Genomic DNA, 19,421 nt, shown 5'->3' on the forward strand with positions numbered 1-19,421 from the left:
GAACGGGGAAGAATAAATTTAAGGAATGACTGAAAAAAAAGAATGGGCCTTAATTCTTGGAGGAAGTAGTGGGTTGGGTTTGGCAACAGCTAAGAAACTGGCCTCTCATGGGTATCAAATTATCGTCGTCCATCGAGACCGACGTTCCGATATGCCAGTGATAAATGCGGAATTTGAGGAAATCACCTCGAAAGGGGCTATCCTAAAATGCTTCAATATTGATGCCGGTAATGCAGAAAAAAGAACGCTTTTTTTAGAAGAGATTCAGGGGTTAATGGATCAAAACAAAATCAAGGTTCTGGTACATAGTATTGCCAAGGGAAGTTTAAAACCCATGCAATCAGAATCGGAAGCCACATTGAATCACCAAGACTTTCAAATCACCCTGAACGCCATGGCCTTGAGCCTATATGATTGGGTAAAACAGCTGCATACTATGAATTTATTCGCTCCCGATACCAGAATCATATCCTTTACCAGCGAAGGCAATACCAAGGCCTGGCCTGGTTATGCCGCCGTTTCCGCAGCCAAGGTGACGCTTGAGGCATTGTCGCGAAATATCGCCTTGGAATTTGCACCTTATGGAATCAAAGCCAACTGCATACAGGCCGGAACGACCGTGACGAATGCCTTCACCATGATTCCCGGACATGAGGAATTACGGAAAAGTGCTTTGGTACGCAATCCGAACGGACGCCTAACCACCCCTGAAGATGTGGCCAATGTAGTATACCTACTAACAACTGATGAAGCAAAATGGATTACCGGAACGATCATCACTGTGGATGGAGGTGAAAGTTTACGCTAATTACAGATCGAAGATTGAATAAAAACAAAAGAAGACCTCATGACAACCAATGAAATCATTGCAGCATTGCCTTATGACAAACCTTTTCTGTTTGTCGATCATCTGTTGGAAGTGAATGCCGATGGCACCAAAGGAAAGTATACGTTTCGAGAGGATTTGGACTTTTTTCGAGGACATTTTAAAGATTATGCCGTCACGCCAGGAGTACTATTGACCGAATGTTGTGCACAGATCGGACTGGTATGTTTGGGAATTTTTTTGTTGGACGGCAAGGCCTCTGCACAGACGAAAATCGCCTTGACGAGTACGGCAATGGAATACTACCTTCCGGTAGTTCCGAACGAACAGGTAACCGTCACATCCGAAAAGGAGTACTTTCGTTTTCATAAACTAAAGTGTAAAGTGAAGATGCATAATTCAGAAGGTGAATTGATCTGTAAGGGGGTGATTTCAGGAATGTTTAAAAATGAAGGAAATGCCTAGACGCGTGGTCATCACTGGCTTAGGGGTATGTGCCCCGAATGGAATTGGACTCCATGATTTCACCGAAGGCCTTAAAGACGGTAAAAGTGGCATCCGCTTTCAACCGCAATTACAAGACCTTGGTTTCGGCTGTCAGATCGCTGCGGAGCCTCTTGTTCCCGATAATCTGGCGAACAACTATTTTACTCCATTACAGCTAAGGGGGTTAAATGCAAGTGGTATTGTTTATGGAGTCATTGCAGGTACCGATGCGTGGAAGGATGCGGGACTCAAAATGGACCGATCGACAGGTCCTGATTGGGATACCGGTATCATTTTCGGAACGGGCATTCTTGGGGTGGATAAATTTCGTGAGTCCATTCATTTGGTAGACGACCATAAGGTCAGGCGTTTGGGAAGTACTACCGTGCTGCAGACCATGGCCAGTGGTATCAGTGCCTATTTGGGTGGTATTTTAGGATGCGGAAATCAGGTTACTACCAATTCTTCCGCTTGTACAACAGGTACGGAAGGGATTCTAATGGCTTACGATCGTATTCAATCAGGCAAGGCAAAACGCATGCTTGTGGGGAGTTGCAGTGATAGTGGGCCCTATGTCTGGGGTGGATTCGATGCCATGCGCATACTTCCACGACAATACAATGAACGTCCTACAAAGGGCAGTAGACCCATGAGTGCAACGGCAGCCGGTTTTGTTCCGGGTAGTGGAGCAGGGGCCTTGGTATTGGAATCCTTGGAGAGTGCCCAACAGCGCAATGCAACGATTTACGCAGAGGTTTTAGGAGGTTCGGTAAACAGTGGTGGGCAACGTGGAGAAGGTTCAATGACCGCACCCAATAGTGAGGCGGTCATACGCTGCATCGAGGAAGCCGTACGGAATTCCGGAGTCGAAAAAACGGAAATCGACCTGATCAATGGGCATTTGACGGCCACGTCAAAAGACACCCTAGAGCTTAAGAATTGGAGTAGGGCCCTGGAACGGTCCGGAACTGATTTTCCGTATGTCAATTCGTTCAAAGGGCTTGTTGGGCATTGCTTGGCTGCGGCAGGAAGCATCGAATGCGTTGGTGCGGTGCTACAATTCAAGGAGAACGTGATTTTTGGCAACGTGAATTGTGAAGACCTCAATCAAGAGATAGAAGCACATGTTTCATCATCTAGAATACCCAGAAAAACGGAAAGATATCGTCCAAAGATCATCGCAAAGGCAAGTTTTGGTTTTGGGGATGTTAATGCTTGTGTTATTTTTAGTGCCTTTAACGACTGATAGTTGAATTAAGTAAATGAAAAATGGAACTGCTAATGGATGAATCGCGCTATGAAAAACTCAAGGAGATTATCAAAATCTACCTTCCCGAAGATGTATCCGTAGATGCGATTTCTTCGGAAAGTCATTTTATCAATGAGCTAAATATTAATTCTGCCAATTTGGTGGACATCGTGCTCGACGTGGAAGATGCCTTTGACATCATCTTGGAAAACGAGGATATGGACCAAATGCAGACCGTTTCGGATGCACTTCAGATTATTGAGACTAAAATTTCCGATAAAGCTTAGAACCGTAAATCATTAAAGATAGACGAAGGGCCAAGCACAAATGGTGTTTAAAAAGAATGTCAGCTGCGGTTATATGAAGCGCAGGCCTTATCGATTATGAATTGTATAAAACAAAAAAGAATCATGTCTGAATTCTTCCAGTGGGCTAAAGTAAAACTGAAAATTGACCAAAAGCTGCTTTTAACGTATTGTCTGGTGTATTTTTCATGGGGATTAACCATGAACTGGATAGGAGCCGAGTTTGAAATCGCCCGTTTCACCTATTGGTGGCAAGTGATTACCTGTTATATCTTGTATATGGTACCTATATCACTCCTGTTGCGTAACCTACCTTTTCATGTGCAATATGCATACGGACTTATCGCAATGTGCCTATTGGAATTTGGTGGATATGCACTGCAAACATCGTATGCCTATCCCGATAATTTGTTGGATCGGTTGTTCGGTGAACGTAACTTCGCGCTGTCTATGGCGCTATTCTTTGCACTTTATTTTCCATTGGGCAACTGGGGTGTCCAAAAAATTTACAGCGCGGTTTTTTCAAAAAACTAGGCATCCGTTTTTGAGGTCTCCGGAATCGCCAGAGAAGCAATGATACCACCGACAAGTGCTACGGTTATGACCGTCAATGATACCCATTCAGGCAGATGTAGTTGATGGGAAAGCAACATTTTCAAACCCACGAACGCCAAAATGACCACAAGGCTATAGTTGATAAAACGAAACTTCTCCAACATTCTTGAAATCAGGAAGTACATGGACCGGAGTCCCATAATCGCCAGAATATTTGAACTGAACACCAAAAATGGGTCGGCTGTAATGGCCAAGATAGCGGGAATACTATCTAAGGCAAAGAGAATATCGGTAAGCTCAATTACAATAAGCGCAACGAATAGGGGTGTTGCCGCCTTAATTCCCATGCGTTTCACGAAAAATTCATCGCCTTGAATGGTTCCTGTAATCGGATAGATTTTCTTTAGTTGTCTGAAAACAAACGATTTTTTAGGGTCAAATTCCTCATCTTCACCTTTTAACATTTTGAAAGCAGTGTACAGGAGGAACACTCCAAAGACATAGATGATCCATTCGAATCGGGTAATCAAGGCCACTCCGAATAGAATCATCAAAGCCCTAAAGACAATAGCACCCAAGATACCCCAGAACAACACACGATGTTGATAGATTGGAGGAATTTTAAAGGAGGAAAAGATAACAGCGATCACAAAAATGTTATCTACGCTAAGCGAAAGCTCGATTAAATATCCGGTGACATATTTTAGAACTGCATTACTAGGACTAAGGCCAGTGGGATTATCGACTAGTCCAGAAGAAAAGAGCCAATAAATGACCCCGCTAAAGCTTAAGGCCACCGTCACCCAAATAGCGGTCCAGATGCTCGCCTCCTTTGTTTTGATCACATGATTCTCCTTGTTGAAAACACCAAGGTCTAATGCCAAGAACACCAAAATGAAAGCGATGAAAATAATCCAAACCCACATATCGCAAAAAATTTGGCGCGAAGTTACGTATCATTTCCCTAAAGAAATCTTCACAACTGGCTTTTTTGGGGCCTATTTGAGTTGGAAAGACATTTTTATGACGACCTTATTGGCTTCACGACCTTTCTTGATCACAGTGATACCAAAATCTGAAGAAAAAATAGTTGTGGTTCCAATAATTCGATCCCCCTCCTTAGTAAAAAGAATAGTAATGGTTTTTTCGATTTCCTTAATGGTCAATTGTCCCTCAACCTGAAATTTATCAAGGGTTCCAGTTACGGAGCTACTTTTAAACCTCATAGTAGGGTAGGTGTCGACATCAAAATATTTTCCACCTTTGAGCGACCAATTCCGAAGAAAATTTCCTGAATCCAAGGTTTCGGTTTTTACGGAGCCCTCGAACTTCGAATTCGTAATGTCACTCGTGTCTATTCGAGAAGTGGAGTTGAACCCATCCAAACTTCCGTCGACTTTTTTCGAAACAAACGTAAAAGAAATTTTCGCACCGGTTAAGACGCCTTGGTTCTGTCCGAATGCAACGGACCAAGAGTAGCATAGGAATAGAATGAGTATCAATTTTTTCATAACAGTGATTTTCAAAATAAAGTCGCAATTTATAATTTTAAAGAAGGAAATGTATCAACTGAGGCCTTTCCTTTATCCTTTTGACCCAAGAAACTACCTTGAGTACTAGATAGGCTTCAAAATGAATGCCAAAAATAATACGGATATAATCGATCATTAAAACCGCAGTACCTCTTAAGATGGACCTATACAACAAGGAGATCGTTATCCTTTTGCCGATAAAAGTATCGTAAATATTGACGAAATGCCTTGAATTCATTGAAAATACCTTAACGCGTTTTTTTTTCATACCTTGTTAGGAGAACAATAGATGAAAATCATGAAAACACTCAAAAACAGGGTTGGTTTTTGCATTGTATTTTTCGCATTGACCCAGCTTTCGGCCCAAGAAAAAACCAAGTCGATCGTGTTGAAAAAAGACTTCGAAATTCAGAAGCATACAATAATGGAACGTTTTGAACCCGGGTATGTAGTTTCTGCAACCGAACGGGCCGAAATGAAAAACAAACGCATCAAGAATGCGGAGTACACGTTAGGCGTACTAGATACCATTGAGATTTCGAATAGAAAAAGGAAACAATTACTTCACGATTTGAAATACAATCCCCTTTCCGTTCGTTTGAACAAATTCATCGTCGATACCAAATTCGAGGATTCTGATATGGCCGATCAAGAAGAAAATTAATTCACCTCAATAGGCTTTCATTTTGGCCTTTCTTTTAACCAGTTGACGTTCAAGGTCAGATACGGCCTCAGCAATAGACGCTTCGAATGAGGCATTACTTGCTTCTGCAAAAAGTCGAGGCCCCGGCGTACTTAATCGCATATTACAAATCATTCCAGTGTCCGGTTCGCTAGTGTTTTCTTTTTTGAAGAAGACATCCGCACGAATGACAAAATGGTATTTATTCAATAGCTTGTCCAGCTTCTCAGCAGCCAAAATTTCAAGACGATTACTGGCTTTTACACCGTGATATTCAAAGTTGATATTCATACAGGGGTATGTTAGATTTTAAGTTAAGGAGCATATTACTCAAACGCAAATCGGAGTATCTAAATGGTTAAAAAATAAATAATATATTGTTAAAGTCTGATTTTCTGAGTATTACAATAATCTTGATGTTCTTTTTTTTCGTAACTTAAGGTACCTATTTGTCGCGAAATGTACAACCTAAAAGCCCAATTCCATGAAATCAGATTTAAAAGAACTTAATCAAAGCTCTTTGGTGATGCGTTTAGAGCGCAACCAAACGGACCTTCTCAAAATGAAATCAGCATTAAGCTCCTACACATGCGAGCCACGTACTCCAAGTCTTTTCGAACGCTGCGAGACGCTGAAATATAAACTTGAAAGATTGAGCAATGCCCACGAAGAGATTCTACAATCGCTTAAGGGGCATAAAATCAGTCTTAGCAATTATATGGATCGGGCCAAACAACAGTTTCAAGAGTTCAGTTTGATTCAAAAGGGAGTCGAAGAGTACATCGTAGGGGCAAGAAACCACTAAGACTGAATATAAATCTACCTGGAGTAGTATAATCCTTCCGTATATTTGCCCGATGTTAAACTGTTTCCGGGCATGCACTTGAAAAGGGCCATACTGTTTATGGTTCTTAGTACTATAGCCTTTACCGGTATGAATGGGCTATTGAAGTACCTCACACAGTATAGTGGCTACCAACTTGTTTTCTTCCGTTCGCTCGGCTCTCTTTTTTTTACTTTCGGTTTCTTGATTTCCAAGGGGATTCCCATTTTAGGTACAAATCGAAAATTACTGCTACTCAGAGGTGTACTTGGTTCTACTTCAATGCTTCTATTTTTTATTGCCGTTCACTATATGCCCATTGGTTCTGCCGTGGCCCTGCGCTATATTGCCCCAATTTTCGCTGCCGTTTTTGCTATTTTGTTCTTAAGGGAAAAAGTAAGGCCCATTCAATGGATCTTTTTCGTAGTCGCCTTTGTGGGCGTTTTGGTCCTTAAGGGTTTCGATGATGCCATTTCCCCTATTGGATTGATTTTAGTATTGTCAGCCTCGGTTCTTAGTGGTCTGGTCTACATCGTCATCCGAAAAATAGGATTGAGCGAACATCCGGTCGTCATTGTCAATTATTTCATGTGTATCGCGACCATTGTTGGTGGTATAGGAGCCATTTTCACTTGGGTCACGCCCAAAGCGACCGATTTCGTCCTGCTCTTTAGCCTCGGTATCTTTGGTTATTACGGACAAATTTTCATGACCAAGGCCTTTCAAATGGGGGAGACCAACGTAATTGCGCCTATTAAGTATGTAGAAGTTGTCTTCGCTATCATCGTAGGGGTTGGTTTTTTGGGAGAGACCTATTCCGTTTGGAGCTTTGTTGGAATTGCGCTGATCATATCAGGTCTGTTACTGAATCTATGGTACAAAGGCAAGTACGCTAGTTGAACTAGGTATGCTGTACCACCTCACTGTTCGCTTTTAGCTTTAAGTAATATAGAATACCAATTGAAAGTAGTGAACAAATAGAGAATCCGATAAACAAGGGCAGGGCCGTGGTGGTCACAAACCTACCGATAAATGTGCTTATGGGAACGGACATCAGTGTGGAAATAAAACCAGTGATTGCCGCACCGATTCCCGCAATATGTCCTATGGGTTCCATCGCCAACGCCCTAAGGTTTCCAAAAAGGAAGCCGATCGCAAAGAATTGAAGTCCGAAAAACAAGAGTAACACTTCAACCGAAGGATTTCCCCCCTTAAAATAGAGTAGTACATACAAGACCGAAATCACGAAATAGCCAAGCAAAAAGGTCGTAACCATTTTTTCCATTCCAAATCGCAAAACCAAGGTTCCGTTCAAAAAAGTAGATGTACCGATAGCGATAGCCAAGCCGGCAAAAATAAAGGGAAACTCTTCCTTCAAGTCATATTGTTCTTGAAATATCTGTTGCGCCGTACTCAGATACACCAAAAACGATCCTACGATAAAGCCTGAAATCAAAGTAAAACCCATCGTTCTTTGATATTTCAGGAGTTCTTTCAGTCCGTCGTAAAAAATCGTCTTTGTAAAAGGAATGCGCTGGGCGACTGCCAGGGTTTCCGGCTGCCGACGCCAGAACCACAACGAAATGAGTACGGCGAAAACCAACTGCACATAGAAAATGGCTTGCCAATTGTAGCTGTCTAATATCCATTTGCCCATGGCAGGCGCAATGGTCGGAATCAATAAGAATACCACCGTAATGAAAGACATGATCCGGGCCATGAAATCACCACTGTAGATGTCACGCACCATAGCGATACTTATCGTTCTTGGTGCCGATAGCGCGACGCCTTGTAAGATGCGACCGGCTATCATAACTTCCATAGTCTGGGCATAGATGCAAATGAAACTCGCTATAATGAAAAGGGCAAAACCGATGTAAACGACCGGTTTCCGACCCCAACTATCCGAAATGGGACCAAAAAGAAGCGGACCCGCTCCCAAGCCCAAGAAAATCATGATGATGAGCGATTGATTTTCCACGGGGTCGGTAACTCCTAGCGATAATCCAATGATATCCATGGCAGGCAAAAGCGCATCTATGGCCAATGCCACCACCGACATCAATGATGCCATCAATAAAACGAATTCCATCTGGGGAAGTCTCCTTTTTAGCATCCCGCAAAAATAACGCTTTTAATGGTCTAAATCGGCCGGCACAAGTAATGATTTGGTAAAGTATTTTTTATTATTTGATTAATTGATCCAAAGGGAGTAATTTTCAAGTTCAAACCATTTCATGATTGCTATCATATGAAAAAAATGCGCGCGTTTTTGGCCGTTTTCATGGTGTTGTTTTTGGGTTGCAAGGAAAAACCGGAGAAGAATGTTGTGGAGGTGAAGGAAAAGAAAACGACCTCGATTAAAGTGAGCAGTACGTTTGAGGACATCAACGGTAATGCCGTTGAGCTAGAAGATTTTAAAGGAAAAAAAGTACTTCTGAACTTTTGGGCGACCTGGTGTAGACCCTGTATCGAAGAAATGCCTGCGCTATTGCGTGCCCAAGAGAAATTAGCTGCCGAGAATTATGTATTCCTGTTGGCCTCCGATCAATCTATGGAAAAGATCAAAGCATTCAAGGAAAAAAAGAAGTTCGATTTTAGGTTTCTGAAATTCAACGGTTCTTTGGCAGAGATGAAGGTAAATGCATTGCCTGCCACATTCATATATAACGAATCGGGCACGATCAGTGATCGTATCGATGGCGCTACGGAATGGGATTCTCCAGAGGTGTTAGATCACTTAAAGGCCATAAAATAGTGGGATTGAAAGGTTGGTGTTCGGTAATGGTTATGGTTTTGAATCTGTCATGTGCGGAAGAAATCCATGAAAAAAAACTGGAAGTAACACCTATTGAATCCCCCTGTGGAGAACATAGCTCTTTACCTTATTTGTTTTCCAATTCAGGAAAAACCTCCTTGTCATGGGTAGAAGAACAGAAAGATGGACGGACATTTTTTCGCTATGCCGAATTTCAAGACGGTACCTGGCAAAAACCATATGACATCGCAAACGGAACGGATTGGTTCGTGAATTGGGCCGATTTTCCCGCTTTTGTTGAGAATGAAGGTAATTTCTTTTCCCATATTTTAAAGAAATCGGCCGAAGACACCTATTCCTATGATATCAAAATGAATTTGAAACCAAAGGGGATGGATTGGCAAATCGGACTTCCACTACATGACGATGGGACGCCTACGGAACACGGCTTTGTGACTGCCTTGCCGTATCATAATGCCTCGTTTTTCGTCACATGGCTAGATGGCAGAAATACTGTCGAAAAGGAGGGGCAGCGCGGACCAATGTCCATTCGAGCAGCCGTCGTAGCTTCAGATGGGACTATAACCAATGAGAACCTTCTAGATCCACGAACATGTGACTGTTGTCAAACCGGGGCCGCCATTACGGCCAATGGACCGATAGTTGTTTACCGCGATCGATCTGAGGATGAAGTCAGGGATATCAGTATCGTTCGCAAGCTGAATGGAAAGTGGACAGCGCCCAAGTCCGTTTACCATGATAACTGGAAAATAAATGGCTGCCCCGTAAACGGCCCAAAGGCGGTTGCATTAGGAAATACCTTGGCCGTAGCTTGGTTTACCGAGGCTGGCAAACGGCCAACAGTAAAACTGGCCTTTTCCGATAACGGCGGAAACACGTTTCAAGAACCGATTTCAATGGGTACTTCTAGTGTTATCGGTCGCGTGGATGCCGTTTTGTTGGATGCACAAACCGTTCTGGTGAGCTATGTAGAGCGAGAAGGGGAAAAAGCGTATCTCAAGGTCGTCAAGGCAACTGCCGAAGGAAGACTATCGCCTCCTGAAACAATTACGGAAATAAATTCATCTCGTCAATCCGGATTTCCTCAAATGGAGCACTCCGGCAAATCCGTACTCTTTGCATGGACCGAGGTATCCGAAACAATGACCCAGGTAAAAACAGTTTCCGTTTTGACGAAAAGTTTGTAATTAACAGGAAATAGTAGGATATAAGTTCCGCCGGCGCCGGGGCCTCCTCTTCATTAAATCCCAGCTCAAAGAATCGATTTGAATACATCGTACATGGTTTCTTGTGTTTATGTAGTATATTTAATCATTCAGTGTTCTCGACTAGGGTGCATTCTTCCCCCATAATTCTTTTTTAGTTAACTAATAAAAACAAAATTATGTGGTACAATGACCTAAGGCCTGATAGTGAATTGAGCAATGACAGGTATGCATTGGCAATGCTCGACCCAGAAGACAATTACAAACGATTACTTTCCGACACCGATAAAAAACGGACCATTGAGAACCTCCTGCGTTTAAAGGAAGGGTTGGCGGAACATGTACCCCATAAAAGGGTTGGTGCCAACTTGTTATTGGCGTCTTGGAACATCAAAAATTTTGGAACGATCAAGGATAGAACGGCGGAATCGTTGTATTATATTGCAGAGATTATCAATGCCTTTGATATTGTTTCCGTTCAAGAAGTCAATAGTAATATTACCCAATTTAAAAAAGTACTTCGGCTCTTGGGCAGTAACTGGAAACATACCTTGAGTGATGTGACCGAAGGAACATGGGGCAATGACGAGCGTTTTGGGTTTATGTATAATTCCGATCGTGTGACCCACTCCGGACTATCGGGAGAATTGGTGATACCCCCAGATCTTATCGACGACAATCCGATTATAAGTCAATTGAAACGTACGCCGACTTTCACTGGTTTTGAGAGTGAGTGGAAGAAGTTTTCGATTGTAAGTGTACATCTACATCCCGGAAATGATGCAAATGATAGCGGTCCTACCGACCAGGAAATCCGAAAAGAGGAAGTTCGACTCCTTATAGAGGTACTCAAGGAAAAAATGGAAACCTCGGCCTATGAAGACCGAAACATGATCATATTAGGGGATACCAATCTTCATAAAGAAGATGAGGATATCGTAAAATTAATTACCGATGAAGGTTTTGTTGAAAGCGATGGGCTTAAGGGAAAGTTCACGAACACCAGTCTAAGTCAAATCTATGATCGGATATTCTTTAATGTCGATGACTATTTTAAATTGGTTCAAGATGCCAATGGTATGCAAAGCGGTGGCGTTTTCAATCTTTTCGACTATGTATACCGTAACGATCCTGCTGAGATCCAAAAATACCATCAATTGATGTTGGCCCATAAAGACGACCCCAGTAACCTTATCAACGATGATGCCTTTAGTTATTATTTCAATCGTTATTGGAAACGCGACCAAATGAGCGACCACCTTCCGGTTTGGGTAGAGATAAAGTCCGACAGTAGTGAAGAGTTTCTCCGAAATAAATTGGATGACTTCTAAGAATTAGGGGATACCATTTTTAGGTCGTATTTTTAGGCCACTTAGATTAAAAATACGAATTATGAAAATGATATCCATCGTCCCTAAATTGACTTTTTTGATTGCCGTACTGCTGGTAGTACAGGCCTGTAAACAAGAAAAGCAAGACGAAATTACGGAAGAAGAACCGCTGGTGCAATATGATGAACCGGCATCCGCTCTTCCCATTGACAGACTAAAACTTCCTAAGGGCTTTTCGATAGAAGTTTATGCCGATAGTATTGACGGTGCACGTTCCATGGCTATGGGCGATGATGGTACCCTTTTTGTCGGTACACGCAACGAGAATAAAGTCTATGCTATTCAAGACCGTGATAAGGATTTTAGGGCCGACAAGGTCATGGTTCTCGACACTACGCTGGAAGTTCCCAACGGAATTGCGTTTAAAGACGGATCGTTATATGTAGCCGAGGTCGGTCGTTTGGTACGTTATGATAGTATTGAGACCCGGCTCGAAAATCCTCCGAAGCCAAAAGTCGTGTATGATGATTACCCAACGGAATTCCATCACGGCTGGAAGTATATTGCCTTTGGCCCGGATGATAAATTATATGTTCCGGTGGGAGCCCCTTGTAATATTTGTGATTCTACAGTGAGCGATAAACGATTTGCCACAATCACCCGCATGGATGCTGATGGTGGAAACCGTGAAATCTACGCCCATGGGGTGCGTAATTCAGTTGGTTTCACATGGCATCCCGAAACTAAGGAAATGTACTTTACTGACAATGGGCGTGATATGTTAGGAGACGACATTCCTCCCTGTGAGTTAAATCGCGTGACCGAGGCGGGACAACACTTCGGTTACCCGTTTTGTCATGGTGGTACGGTTAAGGATCCGGAATTCGGTGATCAACGACCATGTTCCGATTTTGTTCCTCCGGTTCAAGCATTGGGAGCTCATGTAGCGCCTTTGGGCGTTAAATTCTATACGGGGGATATGTTTCCCGAAAAGTACAGACAATACGCCTTTATTGCGGAACACGGATCATGGAACCGTTCTAAAAAAGTGGGTTATAAAATCACTTTGGTACAGTTAGCCGATAATAAGGCGGTCGGCTATGAAACTTTTTTGGAAGGCTGGCTTGATGAGGCGGAACAAGAACGCTTTGGTCGTCCGGTAGATTTGTTGTTTTTGGATGACGGATCAATGTTGATTTCTGACGATTTTGGAGACGCCATTTACCGTGTTACCTATACCGCGGAAAATTCGTAGCACGCCACCCGTGGTATTTTAGAGAAAATTTAGATTACCGATACTTCTTCTCCAGGAACGGTTCAAGTCGATATTCACAAAAAGAAGTCCTCTTTTTTGTGAAAAATGGAAGGAAGGAATTGATAAAAAAAATCGATAAAAACACTACTTTAGAGGGATTCGTCTCAAGAACAGAAAACCAACCCAAGATGAGAACCGCTACAATTGTCTTATGCATGATGCTATCGTGCAGTCTTTGGGCACAAGTTGAAGAATTCCAGTTTCAAAGTTTAGAATATCGTATGATCGGCCCCTTTCGCGGAGGGCGTACAGTAGGGGCCATAGGAATACCCACGCAACCGAATGTCTTTTTCTTTGGGCATAACAATGGTGGAGTTTGGAAAACGGATGATTATGGGCGTACGTGGAACCCCATTTTCGACGACGCCCCAACAGGTTCCGTAGGTGATTTGGCCGTATCGGCAAGTCACCCTGATATCATATATGTCGGAACGGGAGAAGGCTTGCACCGTCCTGATCTTGCTGTAGGGGATGGCCTTTTCAAATCGGAGGATGGTGGCACCTCTTGGAAGCATATCGGTTTGGACGATATACAGCAGGTAAGCCGGGTAATCGTTCATCCTACCGATCCTAATACTGTGTTCGTGGCTGGCCTTGGCCATCCGTATGGTCCTAATGAAATGCGTGGCATCTTTCGTTCTACCGATGGGGGGGCTCATTGGGAAAAGACGCTGTATATCAACCAAAATACGGGTGCAGTACAGGTCGAGTTCGACCCCAATGACCCTCAAATTCTCTTTGCGGATCTATGGGAACACCAGGAAGGACCTTGGGAGAATGCAAAATTTTCCGGACCAAATAGCGGCTTGTACAAATCTATCGATGGCGGAAGCACATGGAAGAAAATCACTCAAGGATTACCTACGGCCGAAGACGGACTAGGTCGAATCGGAGTCGCTATTGCTCCCAGTAATTCCAAAAAAATATATGCGACCGTTGACGCCAAAGAAAATGGTGGTATTTATAAGAGTGAAGATGGTGGTGAACAATGGTCACTGATCAATGCGGACTATCGCCTTTGGGGAAGAGGTAGTGATTTTGCCGAGATCAAAGTACACCCAAAAAATGAGGACGTGCTGTACGTAGGCAATATTGCTTCATATAAGTCTATGGATGGCGGTAAGAACTGGACCTCTCTCAAGGGAGCTCCTGGCGGAGATGATTACCATCGTATTTGGATCAATCCGCTACAGCCCGAAATTATGTTGTTCGCTGCCGATCAAGGGGCCGTCGTAACGGTCAACAGTGGAAACACATGGAGTTCATGGTACAATCAACCTACAGCCCAATTATACCATGTCAGTACCGACAACCAGTTTCCGTATTGGGTTTATGGCGGGCAGCAGGAAAGTGGCGCTATTGCTGTAGCGAGTAGGAGCAATGGAGGGCAGATTTCATTTCGGGAATTTATGGGAGTCGGAGCCGATGAATATGCCTATGTCGCCCCAGACCCCAAAGATCCCAATATCATTTATGGTGGACGGGTCATTAAATATGATAAAAGAACAGGGCAATCACAGGTAGTCGCGCCGGAAGTATTGCGTTCGGGCAAGGTTCGTTTTCTACGTACCATGCCCTTACTATTCCATCCAGCGGATGATCAAATGCTCCTGTTCGGCACCAATATCGTTTTCAAAACCATGGATGGCGGAAACCATTGGCAGGAAATCAGTCCCGATTTGACCCGAAAACAACCGGAAGTGCCCTTGAGTGTCGGGCATTATAAAACCAAGGCCATGGAGAACATGCCTCAACGGGCCATTGTCTATGCCTTAGGACCTTCCCCTTTGAATAAGCATATTATTTGGGCAGGTACCGATGACGGTTTAGTGCACTTCACCAGTGACGGGGGGGCAAATTGGACTGATGTTACTCCTCCGGACATTGGTGCATGGGACAAAATCTCACAAATCGATGCCGGTCACTTTGACGAAGGAACGGCCTATATCGCGGTTAACGCTATCCGAAAAGATGATATGAGACCTTTGATCTACCGCACCCACGATTTTGGAGAGAACTGGAAACTGATTTCTGAGGGTATGAATCCTATGGGTCCGGTGAATACAGTGCGTGAAGATCATTCTGCAAAAGGGTTGTTGTTTGCGGGCACCGAACGGGAGGTCTATTTTTCTGTTGACGATGGTCACCATTGGCAGTCGTTGCGAATGAATATGCCCGCTTCTTCGATACGAGACTTGGTTATTCACGACAATGATCTGGTAGTCGGTACCCACGGACGATCCATTTGGATACTGGATGATTTCAGTGCGCTTCGTGAACTTGCAAAGGTTTCTGAGGACAAACCTTATTTATTTCAGCCCAGTTTGGCAACACGAGTACGTGATAATATGTTCGCCGACACCCCATTACCGCCGGAAGAACCCACAGGACAAAATCCCCCCGACGGGGCGATTATCGATTATTATTTGCCAAAGGACGCCCAAGAGGTAGTTCTAGAGGTTTTTAACGCGCAAAAAGAGTTGGTGAACACCTTTCGCAGTGATGCCATCTTGAAGCAGCCGGATACTACGCAATTACCGCACCCGACCTACTGGATGAAGCCCTTAGTAAAGCCTTCCTCGCAAAAAGGGCACCAACGTTATATTTGGAACTTAAGATATGCGGATCCGCCAGGAGCGAAACGCAGCTATGCCATTGCTGCCGTGCAAAATAGTACACCAGATGGGCCGGTCGGCCCTTTTGTAGCCCCGGGCACCTATACCATTCGGTTGACAGTGGATGGAGCGGTAAGCGAGCAAAAGATGCGGGTACGTTTAGATCCGCGTTCCAAGCTTACAGTAGATGATTTGAATATGCAGACCACGCTTTCCCTATCGGTCTATAATACCTATATTGAGCTCTATGATATTCGGGAGGCTATCGACGCGAAATTGGCCAGCGGACGCACAAGGCCTAAGAAGAGTACTTCATTAAAGGCGTTTAGGGGAGAAGGACTACCCACTAATGGAGACCCTTTGTACGGAAGTATTCGAGTGTCCCCTCTAGAAAAGGAAACCGTTGTTGGACTTCAGGAAAAGCTGCTCTATTTGTTGGTGGTGTTGCAGAATGCCGACGCTAGACCAACCGAAGCTCTCCAAAATGCCGTTACCAAACTTGAAAAACGCACCGCGGAGATGACGGTGCGCTGGAAGACCCTTTCCAACTAATGATTCATGAGACTACTAAATGAGAACATATGAAATTCAAAAATTACGCAGTTGTTGTGCTGGCCCTATTGACTACAGGGCTCTTTGCGCAGCGCAAGAAGAAAACTGTGGCTCCAATACTATCGGAGTCGTTGTATGAATCCATGGCCTATCGCAATATCGGCCCGTTTCGAGGAGGACGTTCTACGACAGTCTCCGGCGTCCCAAATGATATTTTCACCTATTACATGGGAGCGACTGGCGGAGGTGTTTGGAAAACCACGGATGGCGGGAACACTTGGAAGAACATTTCCGATGGGTATTTCAATACGACCGGTATCGGCGATATCACTCCAGCACCATCCAATCCGAATATTATCTATGTGGGTACCGGCGAATCACCAGTGCGTGGGGTAAAGACCTCACACGGAGACGGCTTGTACAAGTCTACAGATGCCGGAAAAACCTGGGTGCATCTTGGTCTAGAGCAAACGCGGCATATCAGCGATGTGTATGTGCATCCCGAGAATCCCGATAAGGTATATGTGGCCGCTCAAGGCAACCCTTGGGGACCCAACGAGGAACGCGGTGTCTACCTTTCTGAAGACGGAGGGGTGACTTGGGAGAAAATCCTTTATGTAGATGAGAATTCCGGCATAGTAGATATGACGGTCGACCCCGATAATCCGGATTTTATGATGGTAGCTTCTTGGGAATTTTGGCGAAAACCCTGGATTGTACATAGCGGGGGTCCCGGCAGTCGCATTTATAAGACCACGGACGGCGGTAAAAATTGGAAGGAAATCACGAAAGGACTTCCAGAGCTCAAAGGAAAAATGGGTGTAGACATTTCACCGGCAAACCCTGATATTGTTTACATCGCTATTGATGCCTTAGGAGATAAAGCAGGTGTCTATCGTTCTGAGGATGCTGGTGAAAGCTTTACGCAAATGACCAATGATGCGACCACTTATGCACGTTCTTGGTACTATATGCACATTATTGCGGATCCGATTGATGAGGATGAGGTATGGGTCATGAACAGTTTTGCCATGAAGTCGATCGATGGGGGTAAGACTTTTAAGGGCATCAAAGGCAGTCATGTCGATCACCACGATCTATGGATCAACCCCGATAATAATGACATCATGGTCAATGCCAATGATGGGGGAGGATCGGTTACCTTTAATGGGGGGGAGACCTGGTCGACTATGTACAATCAGCCTACAGGGCAATTTTATCGGCTGCTTACGGATAACGGGTATCCCTATCGCATCTACTCAGGACAGCAAGATAACAGCACCATTGCAATCGACAATCGTGTTGTAGACGATGGTATAGGTGAAATGCATTGGGACGTCATGCGGGCGGGGGAATCGTCAACCGTAGCAGTTGACCCGAACAATCCTAGATATGTGTACTCTACTTATTTTGCCAGCAATTTTGTGGAGTGGGACCGTGACATCGATAATACCCGTATGGTGATGCCCTATCCAACGCGGGTGACGGGCGAACAGCCTAAAAACTTGAAGTACCGTGCGAATTGGAATGGGCCGGTCATCGTCTCTCCGCACAATCCGAATGTCATTTATTATGGCTCGCAATATGTAATGAAATCGGCTGACAGAGGGGTCACGTGGGAGGTGTTGAGCGAAGACCTCACTAGAAATGACAAAGCCCATCAGGGCAAAGGGGGCGAACCGATAAGCAACGAACAGATTACCGCCGAGAGTTACAACAACCTTTTCAATATCGAAGAGTCACCATTGAAGGAAGGTGTTATCTGGGTAGGGTCTGATGATGGCTTGGTCCACCTAACTCAAGATGGAGGTAAAACATGGACTAACGTCACCCCTGCGGGACTCAAGGAAAGTATCATTAACGTAGTCGAACCTTCTCCCCATGACCCGGCCACGGCCTATATTGCCGTTACTGGCTATAAATTGAACGATTTCAGTCCGTATATCTTTAAAACCAATGATTACGGTGCGACTTGGACGAAAATCGTCAATGGTATTCCGGGGGATACTTTTGCTCGCAGCATTCGTGAGGATCCCGACCGTAAAGGACTGCTGTATGCCGGCACGGAAACAGGTGTTTTCGTATCCTTTGATGATGGATCGAGGTGGTTGCCCTTACAGAATAATTTGCCGGAGGTACCGATTACCGATTTACGGGTCAAGCGAAAAGACCTAGTGGTGGCCACACAAGGTAGGGCGCTATGGATTTTAGACGATTTGACACCCTTGCATCAGATTTCCGATGAAATGGCCAAGTCGGATTACTACCTCTATAAACCCAACGATTTCAATGCCGAGCTTTCGGTGGCCTATAGTATTGATGGAGGTCTTGGGGAGAATCCCCCAGCCGGGGCGCAAATTCATTATGTGCTGAACAAGGAAGTAGCAATGAATGTGCCCATGTCCCTCGAAATTAGGAACAGTGCAGGGGCCATCGTTCATTCCGAATACTCCGATAAACCTAGAATAGGATGTGATACGTTGGTCAAACCTCAATTGAAGCGAAAGAAAGGTGCTCATCGATATTCTTGGAATATGAAAGTCGGACGCTTTGATTGCTTGACCGAACTGTATACCACCAATCGCGATTTGACAGCCTATAATGCGCCTCCGGGCAACTACTCTGTACGATTGACCGTGGGGGAATTCAATCAAACCCAAGACTTCGAAATCAAAATCGATCCACGTATCGAAAATAGTATTCCCAATGCCGCGGAAGCCTACATAGAACGCAATGGTATTTCCGAAGCCATCTATGGAGGAGCAACGGAAATGGCGAAAGGAGTCCGGGATTTACGAAAAATCAAACAACAATTGAATTTTGTACTCGGCGAAACCGATGATGCCAAGTTAAAAGAGCAGGGAGCAGCACTCAATGAAAAAATCGATGATTGGATTGCGAATATTTTACAGAAAGAAATGCGAACCTACCAAAGTAACTATATGTTCGAAGCGCGTCTTTTGATCAAGTTCAAGGATTTCTTAAACCGCACCGGAAAAGGAAATCTTCCGGTCACCCAAGGTACTCGCGATGTCGCCAAGGACTATCTTGGGCAATGGGACGGCTTGAAATCGAGTTTACAGAACCTTAAAAACAATGATGTCATCCAATACAATACTTTGTTAGAAGAAGGCGGTCTACCCGGATTGTATTGGCCGAAATAATG

The 19,421-nt window shown here is 44.2% G+C and carries 19 protein-coding genes; 14 read left to right on the forward strand and 5 right to left on the reverse strand.

Annotated elements, in window-relative coordinates; genetic code table 11:
* Positions 1–25 precede the first annotated feature (25 nt).
* The 5 genes from ACKWCA_RS12490 (at position 26) to ACKWCA_RS12510 (ending at position 3,400) form a co-directional block, all read left to right on the forward strand.
* Positions 26–808, forward strand: coding sequence for an SDR family oxidoreductase (locus ACKWCA_RS12490; protein WP_413978536.1), 783 nt, complete (start codon positions 26–28; stop codon positions 806–808).
* Positions 809–847: 39 nt separating this feature from the next.
* On the forward strand, positions 848–1,291 hold the full coding sequence (locus ACKWCA_RS12495; RefSeq protein ID WP_413978537.1) for a 3-hydroxyacyl-ACP dehydratase FabZ family protein: 444 nt from the start codon (positions 848–850) through the stop codon (positions 1,289–1,291).
* Positions 1,284–2,558: a beta-ketoacyl-[acyl-carrier-protein] synthase family protein gene (locus ACKWCA_RS12500; RefSeq protein ID WP_413978538.1), complete on the forward strand. Its 1,275-nt coding sequence runs from the start codon at positions 1,284–1,286 to the stop codon at positions 2,556–2,558. Before ACKWCA_RS12495 ends, ACKWCA_RS12500 begins: the two co-directional genes overlap by 8 nt.
* A 23-nt stretch (positions 2,559–2,581) precedes the next feature.
* The gene (locus tag ACKWCA_RS12505; RefSeq protein ID WP_413978539.1) at positions 2,582–2,848 is read left to right on the forward strand and encodes a phosphopantetheine-binding protein; all 267 of its coding nucleotides are present in this window, start codon (positions 2,582–2,584) and stop codon (positions 2,846–2,848) included.
* Positions 2,849–2,971: 123 nt separating this feature from the next.
* A complete protein-coding gene (locus ACKWCA_RS12510; protein WP_413978540.1) occupies positions 2,972–3,400 on the forward strand; it encodes a hypothetical protein in 429 nt (142 codons plus the stop codon).
* On the opposite strand, the gene ACKWCA_RS12515 is transcribed toward ACKWCA_RS12510, so the two are convergent.
* The 3 genes from ACKWCA_RS12515 to ACKWCA_RS12525 form a co-directional block, all read right to left on the reverse strand.
* Positions 3,397–4,347 (reverse strand): TerC family protein, encoded by a 951-nt coding sequence (locus ACKWCA_RS12515; protein WP_413978541.1) that lies wholly within the window; start codon positions 4,345–4,347, stop codon positions 3,397–3,399. The two genes, ACKWCA_RS12510 and ACKWCA_RS12515, sit on opposite strands and share 4 nt — an antisense overlap.
* A 72-nt stretch (positions 4,348–4,419) precedes the next feature.
* Positions 4,420–4,932, reverse strand: coding sequence for a YceI family protein (locus ACKWCA_RS12520; RefSeq protein ID WP_413978542.1), 513 nt, complete (start codon positions 4,930–4,932; stop codon positions 4,420–4,422).
* A 37-nt stretch (positions 4,933–4,969) separates the two neighbouring features.
* The gene (locus ACKWCA_RS12525; protein ID WP_413978543.1) at positions 4,970–5,221 is read right to left on the reverse strand and encodes a hypothetical protein; all 252 of its coding nucleotides are present in this window, start codon (positions 5,219–5,221) and stop codon (positions 4,970–4,972) included.
* Positions 5,222–5,251: 30 nt separating this feature from the next.
* On the opposite strand from ACKWCA_RS12525, the gene ACKWCA_RS12530 reads away from it, so the two are divergent.
* Entirely contained in the window at positions 5,252–5,617 is a 366-nt protein-coding gene (locus ACKWCA_RS12530; protein ID WP_413978544.1) for a hypothetical protein, read from the forward strand.
* Between the two features lie 6 nt (positions 5,618–5,623).
* Here the strand turns inward: ACKWCA_RS12530 and hpf are convergent, their stop codons facing one another.
* Complete coding sequence (gene hpf, locus ACKWCA_RS12535) at positions 5,624–5,926, reverse strand: ribosome hibernation-promoting factor, HPF/YfiA family (RefSeq protein WP_413978545.1); 303 nt, start codon at positions 5,924–5,926, stop codon at positions 5,624–5,626.
* A gap of 193 nt (positions 5,927–6,119) precedes the next feature.
* Here hpf and ACKWCA_RS12540 point away from each other — a divergent pair, with 193 nt between their 5' ends.
* Positions 6,120–6,440, forward strand: coding sequence for a hypothetical protein (locus ACKWCA_RS12540; RefSeq protein ID WP_413978546.1), 321 nt, complete (start codon positions 6,120–6,122; stop codon positions 6,438–6,440).
* Positions 6,441–6,512: 72 nt separating this feature from the next.
* Positions 6,513–7,358, forward strand: a complete 846-nt coding sequence (locus tag ACKWCA_RS12545; RefSeq protein ID WP_413978547.1) for a DMT family transporter — start codon at positions 6,513–6,515, stop codon at positions 7,356–7,358.
* 1 nt (position 7,359) lies between these two features.
* On the opposite strand, the gene ACKWCA_RS12550 is transcribed toward ACKWCA_RS12545, so the two are convergent.
* Positions 7,360–8,550 carry a multidrug effflux MFS transporter gene (locus tag ACKWCA_RS12550; protein ID WP_413978548.1) on the reverse strand — a complete coding sequence of 397 codons (1,191 nt, stop codon included), beginning with the start codon at positions 8,548–8,550 and terminating at the stop codon, positions 7,360–7,362.
* A gap of 159 nt (positions 8,551–8,709) precedes the next feature.
* On the opposite strand from ACKWCA_RS12550, the gene ACKWCA_RS12555 reads away from it, so the two are divergent.
* The 6 genes from ACKWCA_RS12555 to ACKWCA_RS12580 all read left to right on the forward strand — a co-directional run bounded on the left by ACKWCA_RS12555 (position 8,710) and on the right by ACKWCA_RS12580 (position 19,419).
* Entirely contained in the window at positions 8,710–9,216 is a 507-nt protein-coding gene (locus tag ACKWCA_RS12555; protein ID WP_413978549.1) for a TlpA family protein disulfide reductase, read from the forward strand.
* 5 nt (positions 9,217–9,221) lie between these two features.
* The gene (locus ACKWCA_RS12560; RefSeq protein ID WP_413978550.1) at positions 9,222–10,424 is read left to right on the forward strand and encodes a hypothetical protein; all 1,203 of its coding nucleotides are present in this window, start codon (positions 9,222–9,224) and stop codon (positions 10,422–10,424) included.
* Between the two features lie 197 nt (positions 10,425–10,621).
* Positions 10,622–11,773: an endonuclease/exonuclease/phosphatase family protein gene (locus tag ACKWCA_RS12565; protein ID WP_413978551.1), complete on the forward strand. Its 1,152-nt coding sequence runs from the start codon at positions 10,622–10,624 to the stop codon at positions 11,771–11,773.
* Positions 11,774–11,834: 61 nt separating this feature from the next.
* Entirely contained in the window at positions 11,835–13,028 is a 1,194-nt protein-coding gene (locus tag ACKWCA_RS12570; protein ID WP_413978552.1) for a PQQ-dependent sugar dehydrogenase, read from the forward strand.
* 188 nt (positions 13,029–13,216) lie between these two features.
* A complete protein-coding gene (locus ACKWCA_RS12575; protein ID WP_413978553.1) occupies positions 13,217–16,255 on the forward strand; it encodes a VPS10 domain-containing protein in 3,039 nt (1,012 codons plus the stop codon).
* Between the two features lie 29 nt (positions 16,256–16,284).
* Positions 16,285–19,419, forward strand: coding sequence for a WD40/YVTN/BNR-like repeat-containing protein (locus tag ACKWCA_RS12580; protein ID WP_413978554.1), 3,135 nt, complete (start codon positions 16,285–16,287; stop codon positions 19,417–19,419).
* The last annotated feature ends 2 nt before the right edge of the window (positions 19,420–19,421 follow it).

The sequence above is a fragment of the Maribacter corallii genome, from assembly GCF_047345415.1.
GTDB lineage: Bacteria > Bacteroidota > Bacteroidia > Flavobacteriales > Flavobacteriaceae > Maribacter_C.

Coding starts and splice junctions, on each gene's coding strand:
- ACKWCA_RS12525 (WP_413978543.1), bottom strand. CDS start 5,221: ATGAAAAAAAAACGCGTTAAGGTATTTTCAATGAATTCAAGGCATTTC.
- ACKWCA_RS12495 (WP_413978537.1), top strand. CDS start 848: ATGACAACCAATGAAATCATTGCAGCATTGCCTTATGACAAACCTTTT.
- ACKWCA_RS12550 (WP_413978548.1), bottom strand. CDS start 8,550: ATGGAATTCGTTTTATTGATGGCATCATTGATGTCGGTGGTGGCATTG.
- ACKWCA_RS12570 (WP_413978552.1), top strand. CDS start 11,835: ATGAAAATGATATCCATCGTCCCTAAATTGACTTTTTTGATTGCCGTA.
- ACKWCA_RS12505 (WP_413978539.1), top strand. CDS start 2,582: ATGGAACTGCTAATGGATGAATCGCGCTATGAAAAACTCAAGGAGATT.
- ACKWCA_RS12500 (WP_413978538.1), top strand. CDS start 1,284: ATGCCTAGACGCGTGGTCATCACTGGCTTAGGGGTATGTGCCCCGAAT.
- ACKWCA_RS12565 (WP_413978551.1), top strand. CDS start 10,622: ATGTGGTACAATGACCTAAGGCCTGATAGTGAATTGAGCAATGACAGG.
- ACKWCA_RS12490 (WP_413978536.1), top strand. CDS start 26: ATGACTGAAAAAAAAGAATGGGCCTTAATTCTTGGAGGAAGTAGTGGG.
- ACKWCA_RS12580 (WP_413978554.1), top strand. CDS start 16,285: ATGAAATTCAAAAATTACGCAGTTGTTGTGCTGGCCCTATTGACTACA.
- hpf (WP_413978545.1), bottom strand. CDS start 5,926: ATGAATATCAACTTTGAATATCACGGTGTAAAAGCCAGTAATCGTCTT.
- ACKWCA_RS12575 (WP_413978553.1), top strand. CDS start 13,217: ATGAGAACCGCTACAATTGTCTTATGCATGATGCTATCGTGCAGTCTT.
- ACKWCA_RS12520 (WP_413978542.1), bottom strand. CDS start 4,932: ATGAAAAAATTGATACTCATTCTATTCCTATGCTACTCTTGGTCCGTT.
- ACKWCA_RS12530 (WP_413978544.1), top strand. CDS start 5,252: ATGAAAACACTCAAAAACAGGGTTGGTTTTTGCATTGTATTTTTCGCA.
- ACKWCA_RS12545 (WP_413978547.1), top strand. CDS start 6,513: ATGCACTTGAAAAGGGCCATACTGTTTATGGTTCTTAGTACTATAGCC.
- ACKWCA_RS12540 (WP_413978546.1), top strand. CDS start 6,120: ATGAAATCAGATTTAAAAGAACTTAATCAAAGCTCTTTGGTGATGCGT.
- ACKWCA_RS12555 (WP_413978549.1), top strand. CDS start 8,710: ATGAAAAAAATGCGCGCGTTTTTGGCCGTTTTCATGGTGTTGTTTTTG.
- ACKWCA_RS12515 (WP_413978541.1), bottom strand. CDS start 4,347: ATGTGGGTTTGGATTATTTTCATCGCTTTCATTTTGGTGTTCTTGGCA.
- ACKWCA_RS12510 (WP_413978540.1), top strand. CDS start 2,972: ATGTCTGAATTCTTCCAGTGGGCTAAAGTAAAACTGAAAATTGACCAA.